The sequence below is a fragment of the Nocardia sp. NPDC058633 genome (assembly GCF_042717045.1).
Classification (GTDB): domain Bacteria; phylum Actinomycetota; class Actinomycetes; order Mycobacteriales; family Mycobacteriaceae; genus Nocardia.
In genome coordinates this window covers 388,663-408,572 of the sequence record NZ_JBHXRA010000001.1, presented here as the reverse complement: position 1 = coordinate 408,572, position 19,910 = coordinate 388,663, and the positions used below count along the sequence as shown (strand labels likewise).

Annotated in this window: 15 protein-coding genes; 5 read left to right on the top strand and 10 right to left on the bottom strand. The window is 68.3% G+C overall.

Annotation, left to right across the window (positions count from 1 at the left end):
- The first annotated feature begins 181 nt into the window (after positions 1–181).
- Both ACFWUR_RS01795 and ilvD read left to right on the top strand, forming a co-directional pair.
- Positions 182–946, top strand: coding sequence for a PH domain-containing protein (locus ACFWUR_RS01795; protein ID WP_378900291.1), 765 nt, complete (start codon positions 182–184; stop codon positions 944–946).
- 325 nt (positions 947–1,271) lie between these two features.
- Positions 1,272–3,113: a dihydroxy-acid dehydratase gene (gene ilvD / locus ACFWUR_RS01790; protein WP_378900288.1), complete on the top strand. Its 1,842-nt coding sequence runs from the start codon at positions 1,272–1,274 to the stop codon at positions 3,111–3,113.
- A gap of 79 nt (positions 3,114–3,192) precedes the next feature.
- On the opposite strand, the gene ACFWUR_RS01785 is transcribed toward ilvD, so the two are convergent.
- Both ACFWUR_RS01785 and ACFWUR_RS01780 read right to left on the bottom strand, forming a co-directional pair.
- Entirely contained in the window at positions 3,193–3,747 is a 555-nt protein-coding gene (locus ACFWUR_RS01785; protein WP_378900285.1) for a CAP domain-containing protein, read from the bottom strand.
- A gap of 133 nt (positions 3,748–3,880) precedes the next feature.
- Positions 3,881–5,497 carry a DHA2 family efflux MFS transporter permease subunit gene (locus tag ACFWUR_RS01780; protein ID WP_378900282.1) on the bottom strand — a complete coding sequence of 539 codons (1,617 nt, stop codon included), beginning with the start codon at positions 5,495–5,497 and terminating at the stop codon, positions 3,881–3,883.
- Positions 5,498–5,568: 71 nt separating this feature from the next.
- On the opposite strand from ACFWUR_RS01780, the gene ACFWUR_RS01775 reads away from it, so the two are divergent.
- Positions 5,569–6,075 (top strand): MarR family winged helix-turn-helix transcriptional regulator, encoded by a 507-nt coding sequence (locus ACFWUR_RS01775; protein WP_378900279.1) that lies wholly within the window; start codon positions 5,569–5,571, stop codon positions 6,073–6,075.
- A gap of 86 nt (positions 6,076–6,161) precedes the next feature.
- On the opposite strand, the gene ACFWUR_RS01770 is transcribed toward ACFWUR_RS01775, so the two are convergent.
- Complete coding sequence (locus ACFWUR_RS01770; protein ID WP_378900276.1) at positions 6,162–7,007, bottom strand: DoxX family protein; 846 nt, start codon at positions 7,005–7,007, stop codon at positions 6,162–6,164.
- Positions 7,008–7,202: 195 nt separating this feature from the next.
- Between ACFWUR_RS01770 and ACFWUR_RS01765 the strand changes: the two genes are divergently transcribed.
- Positions 7,203–8,324, top strand: coding sequence for a PQQ-dependent sugar dehydrogenase (locus ACFWUR_RS01765; protein ID WP_378900273.1), 1,122 nt, complete (start codon positions 7,203–7,205; stop codon positions 8,322–8,324).
- 56 nt (positions 8,325–8,380) lie between these two features.
- On the opposite strand, the gene gatB is transcribed toward ACFWUR_RS01765, so the two are convergent.
- The 6 genes from gatB to ACFWUR_RS01735 all read right to left on the bottom strand — a co-directional run bounded on the left by gatB (position 8,381) and on the right by ACFWUR_RS01735 (position 14,414).
- Entirely contained in the window at positions 8,381–9,895 is a 1,515-nt protein-coding gene (gene gatB, locus ACFWUR_RS01760; protein WP_378900270.1) for an Asp-tRNA(Asn)/Glu-tRNA(Gln) amidotransferase subunit GatB, read from the bottom strand.
- Positions 9,896–9,907: 12 nt separating this feature from the next.
- A complete protein-coding gene (locus ACFWUR_RS01755; RefSeq protein ID WP_378900267.1) occupies positions 9,908–11,284 on the bottom strand; it encodes an alpha/beta hydrolase family protein in 1,377 nt (458 codons plus the stop codon).
- A 59-nt stretch (positions 11,285–11,343) separates the two neighbouring features.
- Positions 11,344–12,378, bottom strand: coding sequence for an ATP-dependent 6-phosphofructokinase (locus ACFWUR_RS01750; protein ID WP_378900264.1), 1,035 nt, complete (start codon positions 12,376–12,378; stop codon positions 11,344–11,346).
- Positions 12,379–12,406: 28 nt separating this feature from the next.
- Positions 12,407–13,294, bottom strand: a complete 888-nt coding sequence (locus ACFWUR_RS01745; protein WP_378900261.1) for a hypothetical protein — start codon at positions 13,292–13,294, stop codon at positions 12,407–12,409.
- Positions 13,295–13,401: 107 nt separating this feature from the next.
- The gene (gene fdhD / locus ACFWUR_RS01740) at positions 13,402–14,211 is read right to left on the bottom strand and encodes a formate dehydrogenase accessory sulfurtransferase FdhD (RefSeq protein ID WP_378900258.1); all 810 of its coding nucleotides are present in this window, start codon (positions 14,209–14,211) and stop codon (positions 13,402–13,404) included.
- Positions 14,212–14,243: 32 nt separating this feature from the next.
- The gene (locus tag ACFWUR_RS01735; protein WP_378900255.1) at positions 14,244–14,414 is read right to left on the bottom strand and encodes a hypothetical protein; all 171 of its coding nucleotides are present in this window, start codon (positions 14,412–14,414) and stop codon (positions 14,244–14,246) included.
- 208 nt (positions 14,415–14,622) lie between these two features.
- On the opposite strand from ACFWUR_RS01735, the gene ACFWUR_RS01730 reads away from it, so the two are divergent.
- On the top strand, positions 14,623–16,944 hold the full coding sequence (locus ACFWUR_RS01730; protein WP_378900252.1) for an FdhF/YdeP family oxidoreductase: 2,322 nt from the start codon (positions 14,623–14,625) through the stop codon (positions 16,942–16,944).
- 47 nt (positions 16,945–16,991) lie between these two features.
- On the opposite strand, the gene ACFWUR_RS01725 is transcribed toward ACFWUR_RS01730, so the two are convergent.
- The gene (locus ACFWUR_RS01725) at positions 16,992–19,910 is read right to left on the bottom strand and encodes a protein kinase (protein ID WP_378900249.1); all 2,919 of its coding nucleotides are present in this window, start codon (positions 19,908–19,910) and stop codon (positions 16,992–16,994) included.

The window sequence follows — 19,910 nt, the reverse complement described above, 5'->3', positions numbered from 1 at the left end:
ATCGACTGACCAGTCAGGCTCGACGCTGGACGCGCCGGCCGATTACGAGCTCGTTTCGAATCACGCATACGACGTTAGGCGCGCGTAGTGCGTCGAGTCAAACAGGCTTCCCGCTCCGGTCCCATTCTGTGGGACTCGAGTGGTTGCGTGGGTCCGTGTACCAAGATGCGAGGATGGGAGGGTGTCCTCACCGCATCAGTCCGTGCCACCGGCTAAATCGTCCCACACCACCGACGAGGGAACCGATACGGGTCGCCCCTCGCGACCCGGCGGCCTGCGCTCGGCCAGCACGGGGCGGCTCGCGGCGATCGCGGCGGTGGTACTGGCGTACCTGATCTTCGTCGTCGTCGGCACCGCGCAGGACTGGTCGCTGGGCGTGCGGATCGGGTTGATCGTGCCCACCGCGGTGATCGTGTGGCTGCTGGTACCGCGCACGACGAACACGCCGACGCCCGGTGTGCACGTGATCGGCGTTCCCCGGTTGGCCTATATCGGCGTGCTGGTGTTGGCGTTCTGCGTGTTCTTCCCGTTCGTCGGGTGGCCCATCGCGCTGTGGCCGCTGCTGCTGGCACCGGTGATCGCCGTGTGGTGGGTGACGCGCACGCACACCACCGTGTCCGCCGCGGGGCTCGATCTGAGCACGATGGTCGGCAAGAAGCACCTCGACTGGGCCCAGATCAAGGGGATCACCATTCCCAAGCGGGGGTACGTGCGGGCTCGGCTCGTCGATGATTCCGAGGTGAAGCTGCCCGCCGTCGGGTACGACCGGTTGCGTGAGCTGATCGAAGCGTCCGGCGGGCTGCTGCCCGATGTGTTCGCTGCCGCGGAGGAGGCCGAGGCCGAGCGCCTCGCCACCGAGCGCGCCCAGGCGAAGGCTGAATCCGAGGCGAAGGCGAAGGCGGAGTCGGACGCGAAAGCCGAGCCGGAGTCCGACACCGGGCAGTGATCATGCCCGGATGCTCGGGCCGAGCAATGGACGTCGGCTGGGTCACTGCGGGAATCGGCGCGGCGGCGCGGCCGTGGTGCCGGTAAGCTGACGGCAACCGGGCACCCCCGCGCCGACGGCACCACCGCGGCGACACCCCCGAAGCGACACTCCCGCCTCGAGCCCCGGTTCTCACACCCCTGGACGTACCACCGGCGCGACGCGACCATCGCCCGCCGGAGTAACGTTGCGGGCTGCCGGACGCATCGCGTACTCGCACCTGCCGCGCAGGTCAGCCCCCTGCCCGCACGCTTGCCACGCACCCAGCGACACCACGAGGATTTCAATGCCACCGCTTCGTTCACGCACCACCACCATCGGCCGCAATGCCGCGGGCGCGCGCTCGCTCTGGCGCGCGACCGGCATGACCGATTCCGACTTCGGCAAGCCGATCATCGCGATCGCGAACTCGTACACGCAGTTCGTTCCGGGTCACGTGCACCTCAAGAACATGGGCGACATCGTCGCCGAAGCCGTCCGCGCCGCCGGCGGTGTGCCGCGCGAATTCCACACCATCGCCGTCGACGACGGTATCGCCATGGGCCACGGCGGCATGCTCTACTCGCTGCCTTCGCGCGAGATCATCGCCGACTCCGTCGAGTACATGGCCAACGCTCACACCGCCGACGCGCTGGTGTGTATCTCCAACTGCGACAAGATCACTCCCGGCATGCTCAACGCCGCGATGCGCCTCAACATCCCCGCGGTGTTCGTCTCCGGTGGGCCGATGGAGGCCGGTAAGGCCGTGGTCGCCGACGGTGTCGCGCACGCGCCGCTCGACCTGGTCAGCGCGATCTCCGCCAGTGCCAGCCAGGACGTGTCCGACGAGAGCCTCGACGAGGTCGAGCGGTCCGCGTGCCCGACCTGCGGTTCCTGTTCGGGCATGTTCACCGCCAACTCGATGAACTGCCTCACCGAGGCACTCGGCCTCGCCATGCCCGGCAACGGGTCGACGCTGGCCACCCACACCGCGCGGCGCGCGCTGTTCGAGCGGGCGGGCACGGTGATCGTCGATATCGCCAAGCGCTGGTACCAGGACGACGACGCGTCGGTGCTGCCACGAAACGTCGCCAACGCCAAGGCTTTCCGCAACGCGATGGCCCTCGACGTCGCCATGGGCGGCTCGACCAACACCGTGCTGCACACCCTCGCCGCCGCGCAGGAGGGTGAGATCGACTTCGATCTCACCACCATCGACGAGATCAGCCGCCGGGTGCCGTGCCTGTCGAAGGTGTCGCCGAACTCGGATTACCACATGGAAGACGTGCACCGCGCCGGTGGCATTCCCGCGATCCTCGGCGAACTGCGGCGCGGCGGCCTGCTCGAGACCGATGTGACCACCGTGCACACCGCCGATTACGCGGAATTCCTCGACACCTGGGACATCCGCTCGGGCAAGGCCTGCGACGAGGCGATCGAACTGTTCCACGCCGCACCGGGAGGCGTGCGCACCGTGGAACCCTTCTCCACCAGCAACCGCTGGTCCTCGCTCGACACCGACGCCGCCGGTGGTTGCATCCGCGACGTCGAGAACGCCTACACCGTCGAAGGCGGGCTGTGCGTGCTGCGCGGCAACATCGCCCCCGACGGCGCGATCCTCAAGACCGCGGGCATCGACGAAGACCTGTTCACCTTCGAAGGCCCGGCCGTGGTGGTCGAGTCGCAGGAGGAAGCGGTGTCGATGATCCTGGGCAAGAAGATCCAGCCCGGTGATGTCGTGGTCGTGCGCTACGAAGGCCCCGCGGGTGGCCCGGGTATGCAGGAGATGCTGCACCCGACCTCGTTCCTCAAGGGCCTCGGCTTGGGCAAGGTGTGCGCGCTGATCACCGACGGCCGCTTCTCCGGCGGCACCTCGGGACTGTCGATCGGCCACGTCTCCCCCGAAGCCGCCTCCGGTGGTGTCATCGGCCTGATCGAGAACGGCGACCGCATCCGCATCGACGTGCACACCCGCGCGCTGGAAGTGCTCGTCACCGACGAGGTGCTCGCCGAACGCCGCGCGAAGATGGAAGCCTCCGAGCGTCCGTGGCAGCCGCTGAACCGCGACCGCACGGTGACGACCGCCCTGCGCGCCTACGCCGCGCTGGCGACCTCGGCCGACAAGGGCGCCGTGCGCAAGGTGCCGTAACCGCACCGCTCGCCACCGACACAGAACGGGGCGCCCCGGCCGAGCCGAGGCGCCCCGTTTTCGTTCTCGGGTGGACCGGTTACGCGGGCGTGCCGAAGTTCTGCGTCCACCAGGGGCCGCCGCTGCCGAGCTTCACCCCGGTGCCGAGTTGGGTGAAGGCACAGTTGAGGATGTTGGCCTTGTGCCCCGGGCTGTTCATCCACCCGGTCATCACCGCGGCCGCGCTTTCCTGGCCGCGGGCGATGTTCTCCCCGTAGGTGCTCCACTTGTATCCCGCGGCCTCGATCCGGCCGCCCGGGCCGACGCCACTGGGGTTGACGTGGTCGAAGAACCCGCGCGCGGCCATGTCGTCGGAATGACGCTGCGCCGCGGTCTGCAACTGCGCATTGGCCTGCACGGGCTTACAGCCGGCACCGGCCCGCTCGCGATTGACCAGTTCCAGAACCTGCGTGCGCATCGCGTCCACCGACGCTGTGGGCGTTCCCGGCTGCGGGGCCTGTTCGGTCTCACCACCACCCCCGTCCGACCCCGCCGAGCCGCTCGAGAACGGACCGGCGAAGGCGACCGCCGCCGGGCCGAATGCCACCAGGGCACACGAGATTCCGGCGGCGGCGACCACACGTTTGATACTCAAGAAAGATCCCATCCCTATCATTTCGGCGACGTTTGCCTCGGTAGTGAGCTACCCACCGGACCAACATTAAAACGCAACTGTTTCACACATCGTGCGTCGCTCGACGGGATGGGCACGCAACCTTTCCCCGGCGTCAGACCAGAGCGGGCTGTGACGGCGGCGCCGATGCCTCGTCGCGGCCGGTCCGGGAAGGGATCAGGACGGTGGCGACGAGGCCCACGAGCACGAAGCCCGCGGCCAGATAGGCGCCGAGGTTGATGCCCGCGGTCATCGCGGTGCGCCCGGACGTGGCCACCTCGCGGGTTTCCGGTTGGGCGGCAAAGCCTTCGATCGCCGCGCCCGCACTGCCGGTGACGGCGTTGGCGTATTGCTGAGCCTGGGCCGGGGGCATACCCGTCGCGGTGAGGTCGGCGTCGACCGTCGAGCTCAGTGTGGTGAAGAAGACCGTGGTCAGCAGGGCGATACCGAGTGCGGAGCCGAGCTGACGAAACGCGCTCTGGATACCGGAGGCTTGGCCGTTGTCGGCTTCGGGGATGTCGGCCAAGACGACGTTGGTCACCTGGGCCGTGGCGAAACCGACGCCGATGCCATACACGCACAGGACGGCCGCGATCGACCACCAGGAGCTGTCGACCGCGGCGAACACGCCGAGCGCGGCCAGACCGACGACCTCGAGACCCAACCCGAGGCGGACCATGTTCAGCGGCGACGCCTTGCCCGCCATCCCGAAGCTGGCCCCGCTGGCGATGAAGCTGCCGACGGCGATCGGCACCAGGGCAAGGCCCGCTTGCAGGGCGCTGTACCCGAGGGTGAACTGCAACCACAGCGGAAGCACTGCGACGATGCCGAATTCGCCGAGACCGATGATCAGGGTCGCGATGTTGCCGTTGCGGAACGAGGCCAGCGAGAACAGACTCAGATCCATCAACGCCTTGTCGGCATTGCCGCCGCGGCGCAGCACCACCTGCCGGACCACGAAACCGGCCAGCGCCGCCACGCTCAGAACCAGCGCGACCAGCACCGGCGAAGGCCCACTGCCCCAGGTGAATCCGGCGATCCCCATCGGATGGGTGGTGATGATCCAGCCGTAGCTTCGCCCCTCGACCAGGCCGAAGGCCAGCAATCCGAGACCGAGGACCGACAGGATCGAGCCGACCACATCGAGTCGACCGGCGACCTTCGGCGACGGCGCAATGCACGCCAGCACACCCACCACGATCAGCACGGCCAGCGGCACATTGATGCCGAACGCCCAGCGCCACGACACGTGTTCGGCCAACCAGCCACCGAGCAGCGGGCCGAGCGCGGCGGCCGCCCCGATGGTGGAACCCCAGACCGCGAACGCCTGCCCACGGGCCTTGCCGGTGAAGGTGGCATTGAGCAGGGCGAGCGAGGTCGGCAGGATCATCGCCGCACCCGCGCCCTGCAGGAATCGAGCGATGACGAGCAGCCCGCCGCTCGGCGCGAGCCCGGCCAGAATGCTGGTCGCGCCGAACACCACGACGCCGGCGACGAACACCCGGCGGGCCCCGACGATGTCGGCGATCCGTCCGACCACCAGGAGCAGGGCCGCGAACACGATCGCGTAGGACTCCTGAATCCATTGCGCCTCGGTCGAACCCGTGTCCAGGTCTTCGATGATCGACGGGATGATCACGTTCACGATCGTGGTGTCGACCACGATCAGCGCCACGCCGAGGGCGATGGCGATCAAGCCGAGCCATCGGCGGATGGACGACTCTTGACTCATCGCACACTCCTATTTCCATGGTGGAATATTTCCACGGTCAAAGTAGATTGTGGGCAATAGGATGTCAAACGATGCGAAAGGAAACTATGAGCCAGTCGGACGCTCGCACCCAGTACGAACGGCTGCACGATGGCCTTCGCGCCTACGGGGCGAACTACCGGGAATACACCCACCGGTTCGCCGGCTGGCTCGGATTGCACTCCACCGATGCCGAGGCGCTGATCGAGATCCTCACCGCCGAGGAACGCGGAACCACGCTGTCACCGGCACGGCTCAGCGCACGGATCTCGTTGTCCAACAGTGCGACCACCGCGCTCCTGAACCGACTGGAGCAGGCCGGTCATATCGTGCGCAGCCGCGAGCACGACGACCGTCGCGTCATCACGCTGCGCAGCACCCCGCGTATCCACGCCCTCGCCGACGAATTCTTCAGCCCGCTCGGCACCAAGGTGGACACGGTCATGGGCAAGTACTCCCCCGAGGAACTGCGGCGGTTCGAGGCCTTCGTGACCGAACTGGAAGCCACGATGACCGCGCACCTGACCGAACCGGCACCGCCGCAGCCACTGACCACGTAACGGTCACTCGTCGGTACGGACTGATCCAGCCGCCGTCGGCCGAGTCATCGGCGCCCTCGGCCCGGCCGACCGACGCGCAGCGAGGATCAGAACGGACCGATGCCCTTCAGCGGGTTGCCGCCGTGCAGGAACCAGAAGGTGAGAACGGCGGCGGCGATCGCCAACACAACCACCACGAAGGAGCCGTAGGACGGGCGGGTCGCCCAGCCACGGGTGCGGTCGAACGACCAGCGGCCGGGACCGGTCAGGATGATCGCCAGCGCCGAACCCACCAGGATCGAATCGATTTCGACGCCGGTGGGAGTGCTCGCGTTGTACTGGAAACCGGGGACCATGCCCTGCTTCCACATCCACGCGTTCAGGATGGTGGCCAGGACAGCGCCCGCGGCGAGCGGAGTGGCCAGGCCGATCACCAGGAGGATGCCGCCGCCGAGTTCGCCGGCGATCACCAACGCGGTGGACAACGACGGATAGTCCCAGCCACCGCTTTCCATCATGGTTTTGGTGCCGTCGAGGCCGGGGCCGTGGAACCAACCGGTGAGCTTTTGCAGGCCGTGGTAGATGAAGGTGTAGCCGACCACCAGGCGCAGCACGAACAAGCCGAGGTCCAGGGTGCCGCGACGGGCCTCGCGATTGCGGCGCTGCAAGCGGACGGTGCCCGCCGAGGCTGCCGACGCGGGGGGAATCGTCGCGTAGCCGTAGTCGTCGCCGGTCTCGCCACCGGTGCGCGCGGTGCTCGCACCGGGGACCTCGTCGCCGGGGTCGAGACCGAGATCCTCGTCGGTGCGCGGAATATCCTTCGGATCCGGCTTGCGCATCTGCGTCGTCGGCGAATCGAACGGGCTGGTCACCGGACGACCCGCGGCCGACGGGCCCTGTTCGGACTGCGCCGAACCATCTGACTTCGGAGTGTCATTCGACTTGTCGGTCACCGCCTCACCTTATGACGTGCGGTGGCAGCGCGCCGCCCTTCCCCGCGACGGGCGTGTCAGCCCCACTCGACCAGCGGTCACGCTCGACGTTGCGTGCGGCGCGGCAGACTCGCTCGACTGCCGGTCACGTCCGACCGATAGGAGCGCACGCGACGGACGCGGCGAGCCCGCACCGGTGGCGGTAACGTTTGACGCATGAGTTCGGGAATCGCGGGCCGCGTGGCAGTCGGGGTGGCACTCAGCACCGTTTTGCTAGCCGGGTGCGCCCGTTTCGACGAGTCGGCGTCGAGTCCGTTCACCACCGAACCGCAACTGGGTGGGTCGGGTGCGGAGCCGAAGAAGCCGCAGGAAGATCCGTCGAAGCCCCCACGGCCCACCGGGCCGTGTATCGACCCCGACCCCAATGTCATCGCCACCTGCATGGAATCGGGCGCCGGGCTGATCGCGGTGGGCGAAGGAGCCTTCGTCGCGGAGCGAAAGACCGGTCGCATCCTGCAGGTGACGGCGGTCGACGCGAGCACACCGCAGGAGACTCCGGTGGAGATCGCCAGCGTGCCCGTCGACGGGTCGACCGACGGCGGGCTCTCCGACATCGTGCTCTCCCCCACCTTCGGGGAGGACGGGCTGATGTACGCCTACATCACCACCGGCAGTGACAATCGGGTCGTGCGACTGTCCAAGGGCGGCGTGGCCAAGCCGATCCTCACCGGAATCCCCAAGGGCGCCGACGGAAATCGTGGCGCGCTCGAATGGTCGACGCCGACGCAGTTGATGGTCCTCACCGGTGATGCCGGAAACCCCGGCGCCGCGGCCGATCCCGGCTCGCTCGGCGGCAAACTGCTTCGCCTGGAATCGCCGTCGTCGGGCGAGAACACGCCGCAGGTGGTGGCCTCGGGGCTCGGCTCGGCCGGCGACATCTGCCGCGACGGCAAAGACGGCATGTGGGTCACCGACCGCACCGCCGCCGAGGACCGCCTGCAGCACCTGAGCCCCGACGGCACCCTCACCGTCTCCTGGACCTGGCCCGACCGCCCCGGCGTCGGCGGCTGCACGGCCACGGGCGACGGTGTGGGCATCGCGCTGAGCGAGGGCAAGGCGCTGGCCGCCGTCGCCGCCGATCCCACCACCTTCGCCGTCACCACCGCCCCCACCCTGATCGCCCAGGACAAGTACGGCAAACTCCTCGGCGCCACCGCCAGCGCCGACGGCAGCATCTGGGTCACCACCACCAACAAGACCGGCGGCGAGCCGGGCGAATTCGACGACCGTGTCGTTCGCATCCCGCCGCCGCAGGGTGGAGCAGGCGGTCCGGACTAGGACAGGACAGCGGCCGCCCGTACCGCGTGTGCGGTACGGGCGGCCGTTTTTCGTCCTCAGCTACACGCGGCGATGACCAGATCGCGGACGCGGGCGGCGTCGGCCTGGCCGCGGGTGGCCTTCATGACGTCGCCGACGATCTTGCCCGCGGCCTGAACCTTGCCCGAGCGGATCTTCTCGGCGATGTCGGGGTTCGCGGCGAGGGCCTTTTCGACCTCGGCCTGCAGGGCCGAATCGTCGCTGACCATGCCGAGGCCCTTGGCTTCGACGATGGCGGCGGGTTCGCCCTCACCGGCGAGAACGAAGTCGACCACCTGCTTGGCGACCTTGTTGTTGACGGTTTTGGCCTCCACCAGCGCGATCACCGCGGCGACCTGGGCGGGGGTGATGGGCAACTCGGCCAGCGCGATGTCGCGTTCCTTGGCCTTCTCGGTCAGGTAGGCGACCCACCAGGAGCGGGCCTCGTTGGCGGGGGCGCCTGCTTCGACGGTGGCGATGATGAGGTCGAGGGCGCCGGCGTTGACGAGGTCGCGCATGACCTCGTCGGACAGGCCCCAGTCGGTCTGGATGCGGGCGCGGACCAGCCACGGGTACTCCGGGATGGTGGCGCGCAGTTCCTCGACCCATTCGGCCGCGGGGGCGACGGGCTCGAGGTCTGGCTCGGGGAAGTAGCGGTAGTCCTCGGCGGTTTCCTTGCGGCGACCGGAAGCGGTCGACCCGTCGGCTTCCTGGAAGTGGCGGGTCTCCTGGATGATCTCGCCACCGGCGGTGAGCACAGCGGCCTGGCGACGCATCTCGTAGCGCACCGCCACCTCGACGCTCTTGAGCGAGTTCACGTTCTTCGTCTCGGTGCGGGTGCCGAATTCCTTGGCACCGATGGGCATCAGCGACACGTTGGCGTCGCAGCGCAGCGAACCCTGCTCCATCTTCACGTCGGAGACGTGCAGCGAACGCAGCACCTCGCGCAGCGCGGTGACATACGCGCGAGCCACCTCGGGGGCGCGCTCACCGGCACCGGTGATGGTCTTGGTGACGATCTCGATCAGCGGCACGCCCGCGCGGTTGAAGTCGAGCAGCGAGTGACTGGCACCGTGGATGCGTCCGGTCGCGCCGCCGACGTGCAGGGACTTGCCGGTGTCTTCTTCCATGTGCGCACGCTCGATCTCGACCCGGAAGATGGACCCGTCGTCGAGGGTCACGTCGAGGAAGCCCTCGGTGGCGATCGGCTCGTCGTACTGGCTGATCTGGTAGTTCTTCGGCTGATCGGGGTAGAAGTAGTTCTTGCGCGCGAACCGACCCCACGGGGTGATCGAACAGTTGAGCGCGAGGCCGATCCGGATGGCCGACTCGATGGCCTTCTCGTTCACCACGGGCAGCGAGCCGGGCAGGCCGAGGCACACCGGGCACACCTGGGTATTGGGTTCGGCGCCGAACTCGGTGGGGCAACCGCAGAACATCTTGGTCGCCGTGGACAACTCGACGTGGACCTCCATGCCGAGCACCGGCTCGTACCGGGAGATGACATCGGCGTAATCCATCAACTCGACCGTGGGTGCACTCATGGCAAGCATTCTATGTAGGCACTAGCGGGGCGGGATGTGCTGGGTGAGCCAGTCGGTGACGTAGGTCGACACGGCCGGGTCGATGGTGGTCTCGATCGACGAGTATTCGCTGGGTTTGCCGGTGGCCGACGGCTGCATCAGGTGGTTGAGGCCGGGGAAGGTGTGCACGGTCGCGTCGGGGCCAGCGGCCAGGTGGTCCCGCATCGGCTGTTCGTTCTGGGCGGCGGGCACCTGCTGGTCGGTGCCGCCGAAGAAGGCGAGCACCGGCACGCGCAACGCTTGCAGCGCCGGTTCGGGATCGTAGGTGATGAACGAGGCCATGTACGCGGTGTTGAACGAGTCGACGGCCGATTGCGGAGCCCGTTCCCCTTCGGGCAGCGAATCGTTGTGCTGCTGGGTGTATGCCTTGGCGCCCTCGGTGTCGCCCGCGCGCAGCAACTCCGTCCACTCGGTGACATAGCGCACCTGCTCGTCGATCTCGTTCTGCGGTGAGCCGGCCGCGGCCATGATCACCTTGTTCTGCTCGATCAGCACTTCGGCGCCGCCCACCGACGGGCCCGCCATCAGCACCGCGAAAGCGACATCGCTGTCCGGCCGCGCCGCGACCAACGGTGCCAGGTACCCGCCCTCGCTGTGCCCGAACAGCCCGACCTTCGCCGGGTCGATCTCGGGACGGGCACGGAGGAAACCGATTCCCGCGACCACGTCGGCGGCCAGATCGTCGTAGGTGGCGTCGTCGAGTACGCCGCCGGTGCCGCCGACGCCACGATCATCGGTGCGCAGCACGGCGTACCCGGCGCGGGTGAAGGTGTCGGCCAACAGCTTGAACGGCCGGTGGCCCATGAGATCTTCGTCGCGGTCCTGCGGGCCGCTGCCGGTGATCATCACCATCGCCGGAAACGGGCCGCTCCCTTCGGGTGTGGTGAGGGTGCCCGCGATGGTGATGTCGCCGTTGCGATAGGTGACGTCCTCGCTGCGGTACGGGTAGGGCGGTGTCGGATCTTGCGGGCGTGTGACATCTTCGATCACTCCGCGTTCCAACGTGAGCGGTACCTTCTCGCCGGACTGCACCCAGTCGCCGATGATCCGCTCGCCGTCGAGCTTGCCCTGGAATCCCGGGGCGCCGGGCGCGTCGGGAATGGTGAACTCGATCCGATCCGGTTCGGTCCGAACATCTTTCAACGCCGCCGCGCGCACACCCTGCACGGGGATGTCGATGGTGGCCGACCCGTCCTCGGCGAAGCTCACCCCGATCCCGATCGGCTGCCCCGGTACCTCGATGTCGCCGCGCCACGACCCCTGTACCGCGGGACCGGCAGGCTCGTCGGCGGATGAACACCCCGCCACCAGGGCGGCGACGACGAACAGAACCGAAACGATCACTCGACCGGTGCGCATGACCCCACGGTACCGACGCGCACCGACAAAGTTCGAGAACCCGCGACGACGGGCCGCTATCAGCCGAAGAAGGCCGACGCCTCACTGAGCCGTTCCGGCGGAACGCGTTTGAGCTGCTTGGTCGCCTCCGCCAGCGGAACCAGCCCGATGTCGGTGCCGTGCAGCGCCACCATCTGACCGAAATGTCCAGCGTGCACCGCCTCGGCCGCGTGCACCCCGAACCGCGTGGCCAGAATCCGGTCATAGGGGGTCGGACTGCCACCACGCTGGATATGGCCGAGCACCGTGGTGCGGACCTCCTTGCCGATGCGGCGTTCGATCTCCGAGCCCAACTGCTGGGCCACCCCGGTGAATCGCTCGTGCCCGAATTCGTCGATCCCGCCTTCACGCAACGCGAACCCGGAATCCGGCGCGGGATGCGCACCTTCGGCGACCACGCAGATGAAGCTCTTGTCACCGCGCTGGAAGCGGCTCTTGATCATCGCGCACACCTGTGCCACGTCGAACGGTTCCTCGGGCACCAGGGTCAGATGGGCACCCGCGGCGATCCCGGAGTTCAGCGCGATCCATCCGGCGTGGCGGCCCATCACCTCGACCAGCATCACCCGCTGATGGGATTCGGCGGTCGTGTGCAGGCGGTCGATGGCCTCGGTGGCGATCGACAGGGCGGTGTCGTGGCCGAATGTGACGTCGGTGCAGTCGATGTCGTTGTCGATCGTCTTCGGCACGCCGACCACCGGCACGCCCTCGTCGGCGAGCCAGCTCGCGGCGGTGAGGGTGCCTTCGCCGCCGATCGGGATCAGCGCCTCGATGCCGTTGTCGTCGAGGGTCTGCTGGATCCGGCCCAGGCCCGCGCGCAACACCTCGGGGTTGGTGCGCGCGGTGCCGAGCATGGTGCCGCCCTTGGTGAGCAGGCGGTCGGTGCGATCGTCGTTGTGGATACGGATCTTTCGATCCTCGAGTAGACCGCGCCAACCGTCCTCGAATCCGACGATGGCATCGCCGTAGCGTCCGTTCGCGGTGCGGACAACAGCCCGGATCACCGCGTTCAGACCTGGACAATCCCCGCCTCCGGTCAAGACTCCGATGCGCATGCTGTTCATCTTGCCGCACCGGCGCGGATCAGGAGCAGTGACCTCCGGCCAGCTCGGTCAGGTGCCCCGAGATCAACGTCGTCATCTTGTCGAGCATGGTCATGCCGTCGCTGAAACTGCCCGAATCCGGTTGCGCGGCGAAGGCGATCGCGATCCGGCCCGTGGGCGAATCGATCAGACCGAACTGGCGGACCAGGTATTTGCCACCATGGTCGGGGCCCCAACCGCCCTTGAACTCGGCGCTGCCGAACGCGCCGAGCCCCCAGTGGTGGCTCTCGATGATCTGCTGCATCAGCCCGACCACGCGCTCGCTCTGCGGTATGCACGGCAGCTGCGAGGCGAAGCGCACCTGGTCGGCCAGGGTCCATTCGGCCTGGCCGTAGATCGACGCGTCGGCGCGGGTGCGGGTCTTCGGCACGGTGGTGCTGGTGTCGCCGCCTTCGCGCAGCACATTCTGCACGGCCTGGGCCGCGTCGGCGCCGCCGCCGAGCGAGGCCCACAGGGTATCGGCGGCGCCGTTGTCCGAGGCGGTGATGGCGGCGGAGGCGTAGGACGAGTACGAGGGGCTGTTACGCAGCGCCGCGATAGCGAGCGGCACCTTGATCGTCGACCAAGCCGGACCGGTGGTCCAGGTTCCGAAGGTGACCATCTTCTCGCCGCCCACCGGCATGATCGCCAGCCCCGCGCTGCCGCGGAGTCCTTGCTGGAGCTCGGTGAAATCAGCCGCCAGACTGCCCGGTAGCGCGATGGAGAAAGTTCCGTTGTCGTCCGCGCCGGGATCCGCGACGGGAACCGTCGTGGTCGGGCTCGGTCGGGCGGCCTTCGGTTCTGCGCCGCAGCCTGCGGCAACGAGCACGACCGCGCCCAGCAACGCGGACAGCGCCACTCGGACGCGATGGCGTCGTTCATTGTTCAATATCTGAAGCATCTTCTTTTGTAAACTCCCCCGGGGCGTTCGGTGCTGGCGACCCGTACCGTTACCGTACTGCGACATATGCCGATCGCCCACTTCGGCCCCAACCGTCAGGTCAGACGGTGTTCTCCCGTATAGATATTCATCGTTTCGCCGCGCAGGAAGCCGATCAGGGTGAGGTCGGACTCGGCGGCCAGGTCGACGGCCAGCGAGCTCGGCGCCGACACCGCGGCCAGGATCGGGATTCCGGCCATCACCGCCTTCTGTGCCAGTTCGAACGAGGCGCGACTACTCACGACCAGCACCAGATCGTGGGCGGGCACCCGGTTCTCGCGCACCGCCCAGCCGATCACCTTGTCGACGGCGTTGTGCCTGCCGATGTCCTCGCGCAGCGCGTGCAGGGTGCCGTCGGCGGTGAACAGGCCCGCCGCGTGCAGTCCACCGGTGGCGTCGAACAACTTCTGCCCCGCGCGGAGCTGTTTCGGCAGGCCACCGAGGGTGTCGGTGCTGATCGACACCGAGTCGTGCGGGATCGGGAAGCGACTGTGCGTACGCACATCGTCCAGGGCGGACTTGCCGCAGAGCCCGCAGGCACCGGTGGTGAGGAAATTGCGGGTGTGGATGGGGACCGGGTTACGCAGGCGCAGGTCGAGAACGTTGTAGGTGTTGTGGCCTTCGCTGTCGGTGCCCGCGCAGTAGCGGGCCGTGACGATGTCGTCGGCCGCGCCGATGATGTCCTCACCGAACAGGAAGCCGTGGACGAGGTCGATGTCGTTGCCCGGAGTACGCATGGTGACGGTGAGCGATCGGCCGTCGACCCGGATTTCGAGTGGCTCCTCGACGGCGAGAGTGTCGGGTCGCTGAATCCGCCCGGCCGGCGAGAGGCGGGTCGTCTTGCGCCGTGCGGTAACTCTGCTCATCCCAGGACTCTGCTCACTGTGAAGGTGTCGGGTCAGTCGTCCTCGTCGTCGGCCGCCTTGTTGCGCGCCTTCACGATCTCGAGTGCCTTCTCGGCGGTGGCCTGGTCCGGGTAGGGGCCCATCCGGTCGCCGTACCAGCAGGCTTTGCCCTGTTCGGCCTTGTGGTGCTTGATGCAGTAGTACCACTCGTTGTCGTCAGCCATGTCGACAGTATGCAACGTTTCGCATACCGGCGTCTCCTCGGTGATCAACTCAGCGAGTCCCATCGAGTCGCCGGTCGCGGGGTGATCGAATCGACGACACGACGGCAGCCACCTACCTCCATCCGTGATCTCGACGGGGGAGAATCCGAACGAGACTCTGGATACCAGCGCTATCTTTCTCGACCCGCATTCTCGCGAAGGGAAGATCATGGCCGATGGTCCGCACACCACCTGGGATCCCGATCAGGGCCCGAGCGAAGCGGCCGATCGGGCGGCCGTACCGAAAGTCGAGCCCTACCGGCACCCGGCCGCCGGGTGGGGCGCGGCGATCTCGGTCGGCAACTTCATGGTCGGCAAGGAGCACCAGCCGTTGCTCGGTACCAAGGCCGTTCTGAAGATGAACCATCCGGCGCACGGATTCGACTGCCCCGGCTGCGCCTGGCCCGACGCGACCGACGGCACCACCCTGGATGTGTGCGAGAACGGCATCAAGCACGTCACCTGGGAGATGACGCACAAGCGGTGCACCCCAGAATTCTTCGCCGAGCACACCGTGACCGAGCTCGCCACCTGGAGTTCCTACGATCTCGAAGACCAGGGCAGGCTCACCGAGCCGATGGTCTACGACCCCGAGACCGACCACTACGTGCCGATCAGCTGGGCCGATGCGTTCGAGATGACCGGCAAGGCGCTGCGCGAGCTGGCCGATCCGAACGAGGCCTCGTTCTATACCTCCGGCCGGCTCGCCAACGAGGCCACCTTCCTCTACCAGTTGCTGGTGCGCGAATACGGCACCAACAACCTGCCCGACTGTTCCAACATGTGCCACGAGGCCAGTGGGCGTGGGCTGATGGCTTCGCTCGGTACCGGCAAGGGCACCTGTGACCTCGAGGACTGGGACAAGGCCGACGCGCTGTTCGTGATGGGCATCAATGCCGCGTCCAACGCCCCGCGCATGCTGACGGCGCTGGCCGCGGCCCACAAGCGCGGCGCCCAGGTGGTGCATGTCAATCCGCTGATCGAGGCGGCTTCGCGGAAAACGATCATCCCGCACGACTTTCTCGCGATGGCCACCTTCCACCCGACCGAGACCGGCACGCTCGATCTGCAGGTGCGCATCGGCGGCGACTTCGCGCTGCTGCGCGGTATGGCCAAGGCCGTGCTCGAGGAATCGGCGACCGATCCGAAGGCGCTCGATCGCGAGTTCATCGCCCGCTACACCAGCGGTTTCGACGACTACGTCCGCGAGGTCGAGGCGACCACCTGGGCTGATATCCAGACCCAGTCGGGACTGCGCGAGGACGAGGTTCGCCGGGCCGCGCGCATCTACTGCGACGCCGACCGCAGCATCGTCAGCTGGTGCCTGGGCATCACTCAGCACGAGCACGGCGTGGAGACGATCCGCGAGATCGTCAATCTGCTGCTCCTGCGCGGCAATCTGGGTCGCGAAGGCGCGGGCCCCTCGCCGGTGCGCGGGCACAGCAACGTGCAGGGCAATCGCACCTGCGGCATCGACAACAATCCCTCCGCCGAGTTCCTCGACCGGCTGGCCGAGGTCTGTGGGATCGAGGTGCCGCGGGCCAACGGCTACGACGTGGTCGCCACCATCGAGGCGATGCAGCGGGGCAAGCTGAAGTTCTTCATGAGCATGGGCGGCAACTTCGTCCAAGCCGCGCCCGACAGCGCCTACACCTTCGAGGCGTTCCAGAAGACCGACTTCACCGTCATGGTCTCCACCAAGCTCAACCGCAGCCACGTCGTGCACGGAAAGCGCGCACTGATCCTGCCCTGCCTCGCGCGCAGCGAACACGATCGTCAGCGCAGCGGCGCGCAGGTGGTGTCGATGGAGAACGGCATGGCCGTGGTGCACCAGTCCAAGGGCATGAAGAAGCCGGCGTCGCCGCATCTGCTGTCGGAGCCCGCGATCCTGGCCGGGATCGCCCGGGCCGCACTACCCGAGACGAAGACGCCGTGGGAGTTCTATGTCGAGGATTACGACCGCATCCGCGACACCATGTCCAAGGTCCTGGAGGGGTTCGAGGACTACAACCGGCGGGTGCGGCGCGAGCACGGCTTCCGGATCCGGCAGCCTGCGCGTGAGCTGATCTTCCTCACCCCGTCTGCCAAGGCCGAGTTCTCCGCGGCCACGTTGCCCGTCACCACCGACGCACCGGGGGTGCTCACCCTGGCGACGCAACGTTCACACGATCAGTGGAACACCACCATCTACGGCAACAACGATCGCTATCGCGGGGTGAAGAACCTGCGCACGTTGATCTTCATGAACGAACGCGACATGCGCGAGCGCGGCCTGCGGGAGTTCGACCAGGTCGACATCACCAGCACCGCACGCGACGGATCCACTCGGTCGCTCTACAAATACTCCGTCGTTCCCTACGACATTCCGGTGGGGTGCGCGGCCGGGTACATGCCGGAGATGAACGTGCTGTGCGCGATCGGCGACTACAGCACCGAGAGCGACCAGCCGATGATGAAGAGTGTGAAAGTGACTGTCACACCGTCGAACTGAGGGTGTGTGCCGCAGCGGCCCCGGGCGGGGCACACTGCGGCACGGTGTCAGTAGACGTAGACCACGGCGTTCTCGCCACCGCTGCAGGTGACGAGCTTGCCTTCCGGGGCGCAGTTCATCGTGTAGGTGCGACCGGTCACCGGGCTGGTCGCCACCACCGGTCGCGCACCGGTTCCGCCCTCGGCATAGGCCTGCCGGACCGCTTCGGCGAAACCACAGCTGGTGACCGCGCTACCGATGGCGACATTGCTGTAAGCGCCTGTGCCGGAACCGGATTCGCAGGGCTGTGCGCCGACCGGCAGGGTGACCGGTCCCGCCGAGGTGGTCGGGGCGGCGGTGGTCGCGCGCGGGGTGGTGCCCGCGGGTTGACCGGAACCGCCGGGCGCGATCGACGTCGGTGCGGCCGTGGTGGTTTCCTCGGGGGCCGCGGCCGACATCAGGCGCCAGCCGATCGCGCCGCCGATCGCGAGGACGACCACGGCGAGGAAACCGACAAGAGCCGGCAGCAGATAGGAGCGCTTGCGGCTCGAATCCTGGTGTGCCCAAGCCGGATCGGGTCCGTAGGCGGGATCGGGACCGTAGGCCGGGTCATTGCTGTAGGGGGTGTCGTAGGCCGGGTCACGGTAGGCGTGATCGCCGTAGGCACTGGGCGGTTCGTCGTAATTGGAGTACGCGTTCTCCTGACCCACATACTGCCGGGTCGCGGCCGACCGTGCCGGATCGTCGAAGTCCGCCGGGGCCTGATGCGCGCCGAAAGGCGCGGCACCGCCACGATATTGGTGCGTCGGCTGCGAGCGCTGCGGATCCGGGTCGTCGGCGGGGCCGCCGCCGTAGTGCTGGGTGGGCGCCGACCGTCGCACCTCGGCCGGGTCGTACTGTTCGGTCGCCGGACTGTACTGATCATCGGGCGCACCACCGTAATGCTGTGTGGCGGCGAAATGTTGGGGGTCGGCCGGGGCTTCGTACTGCTCGGTCGACGGCCCGAACACGGCCGGGTCGGCGTGGTCGTCGTCGAACCGGTCCGGACGGCCGTCGAATCCGACATCCGGCGTGTCACCGAAAGCCCCTGTGGGACCGGCGAACCGGTCCCGTGGCTCGTATCCCTCGCCACCGAACCGCTGCGTCGGAGCCGCGAGGGGGGCAGGCGGATGCGCGCGGGGCGGGCCGAATTCCGGCGCGGCGGCGGGAAAACGGGGGTCGGGGGTCGACGCCGGGGGGTTGTATTGCTCGGTCGGCGGCGTGTACGCGGCCGGAATGGGGTGTTCGCCGGAATAGCGCTGGGTCGGAGCCCCCCGGTGGGGGTCTCGGCCGGGCGGCTGGGGCGGGAGGAGGTGCGGGCCGGTGGGCGCCGGGTAGGGGGTGGCCGAGGCAGGCCGCGACGGCTGCAGCAGCGGCGCGGATGTCTCGCCCGGCTGGGCGCCGTCGTAGAGATGCGCGTCCGGGAAGGGTCGCATCCGAGGGAGGCCCTGGTCGGGGGTGTAGGCCGGTGGGGGCTCGGGGGCCGGTGGCGCCTCGGCGGAGGGCAGCGGAGTGAAGTGGGTGTCCGCGGGCCGGATTTCGGCGGGGCCGGTCGGCTGGATCACCGCGGGGATCGAGATCTCGCCCGTGCCCTCGACCGGAATGCGGCGAAAACCGGTGGTCTCCGCTGTCCCCCGGGCCTCGGGCGGGCGGATGATCAGTGTCGGCTGGGCGCCGGTCGCGCTCGACTGGCTGCGCGAGGTCTCGACGCCACCGGTCGCGGTCACCGCGCCGACCACGCGGAACTCTCCGGTCGGTGTCGGCGGCTGCTCCGCATCGTCGGGCTTTTCCGAGCCCGGCCCCGTGCGGGCGCCACCGCCGGAGCCCGCGGGGACGGCGCGATCGACTCCGGCCACGCCGGTCGGCGGGCCGGCCGCGACACCACGTCCCGCACCCGCGGCGAATCCGGCCGCGGCAGCGAATCCCCGCCCCGGACCGGTGGCCGAGCCCGGACCGGTGGGCGTGGCACCGGCCGCAGTGCCGACGGGCCCACGATGCGGCGCCTCCACCGGGTAACCGGGGGCCGCCTCACGGCCGACCCGAACCTGGCGAGCACCGGCGTTCGGCGCGAACGCCCCTGGTGGCGGGTACCCGGGCGCGCCCGCCTCCCGCACGGCCGAGGCCAGCGCTCGACGAGCGGCGACAGCCAGCGCACCGGCGCTCGCATAGCGGTCGGCCGGATCCTTGGCCATCCCGGTCGCGATGACGTCGTCGAGCGCGGTGGGGATCCCGTGCAGCATCACGCTCGGCTGGGGCGGGGCCTCGGACAGGTGCGCGCGGACCAGCACGCTCATGCTCGCGGCGGGGAAAGGCGAAGCGCCGGTAAGGCATTCGTGGAGAACACAGGCGAGCGAGTAGACGTCGGCGCGGTGCGAGATCGGGCCGACATCGAAGCGTTCCGGTGCCATGTAGATATAGGAGCCGACCGCCATTCCGGCCTGGGTCACCGCGCTGTCACCCTCGGTGTGCGCGATCCCGAAGTCGGCGAGGTAGGCGAAATCGGCGGGCGTGACCAGGATGTTGGCCGGCTTCACATCACGGTGCACCAGACCGCCCGCGTGCGCGGCGTCCAATGCGGCGGCGATCTGCTCGACCACGGCGACCGCACGATCCGGACTCATCGGCCCGCCCCCGCGCAGCACCGTCCGCAGATCGGTGCCGGGGACCAGTCGCATGTCGATGAACAGGACGCCGTCGATCACGCCCCAGTCGTGGATCGGGATGACGTGCGGTTCGGCCAGCTTGGCCGCGGCTTGGGATTCGCGACGGAACCGGACCTGGTAGGCCGGGTCCTGCGCGAACTCCTGGGCCAGCAACTTCAGGGCGACTACTCGATCTTTGCCGGTGTCGTAGGCCTCGTAGACCTCGCCCATCCCGCCCTTGCCCAGCATCGACCGCAACTCGTAGGGGCCGAATCTGCTCCCCGTCCGTGACCCAGGTGCCTGCAC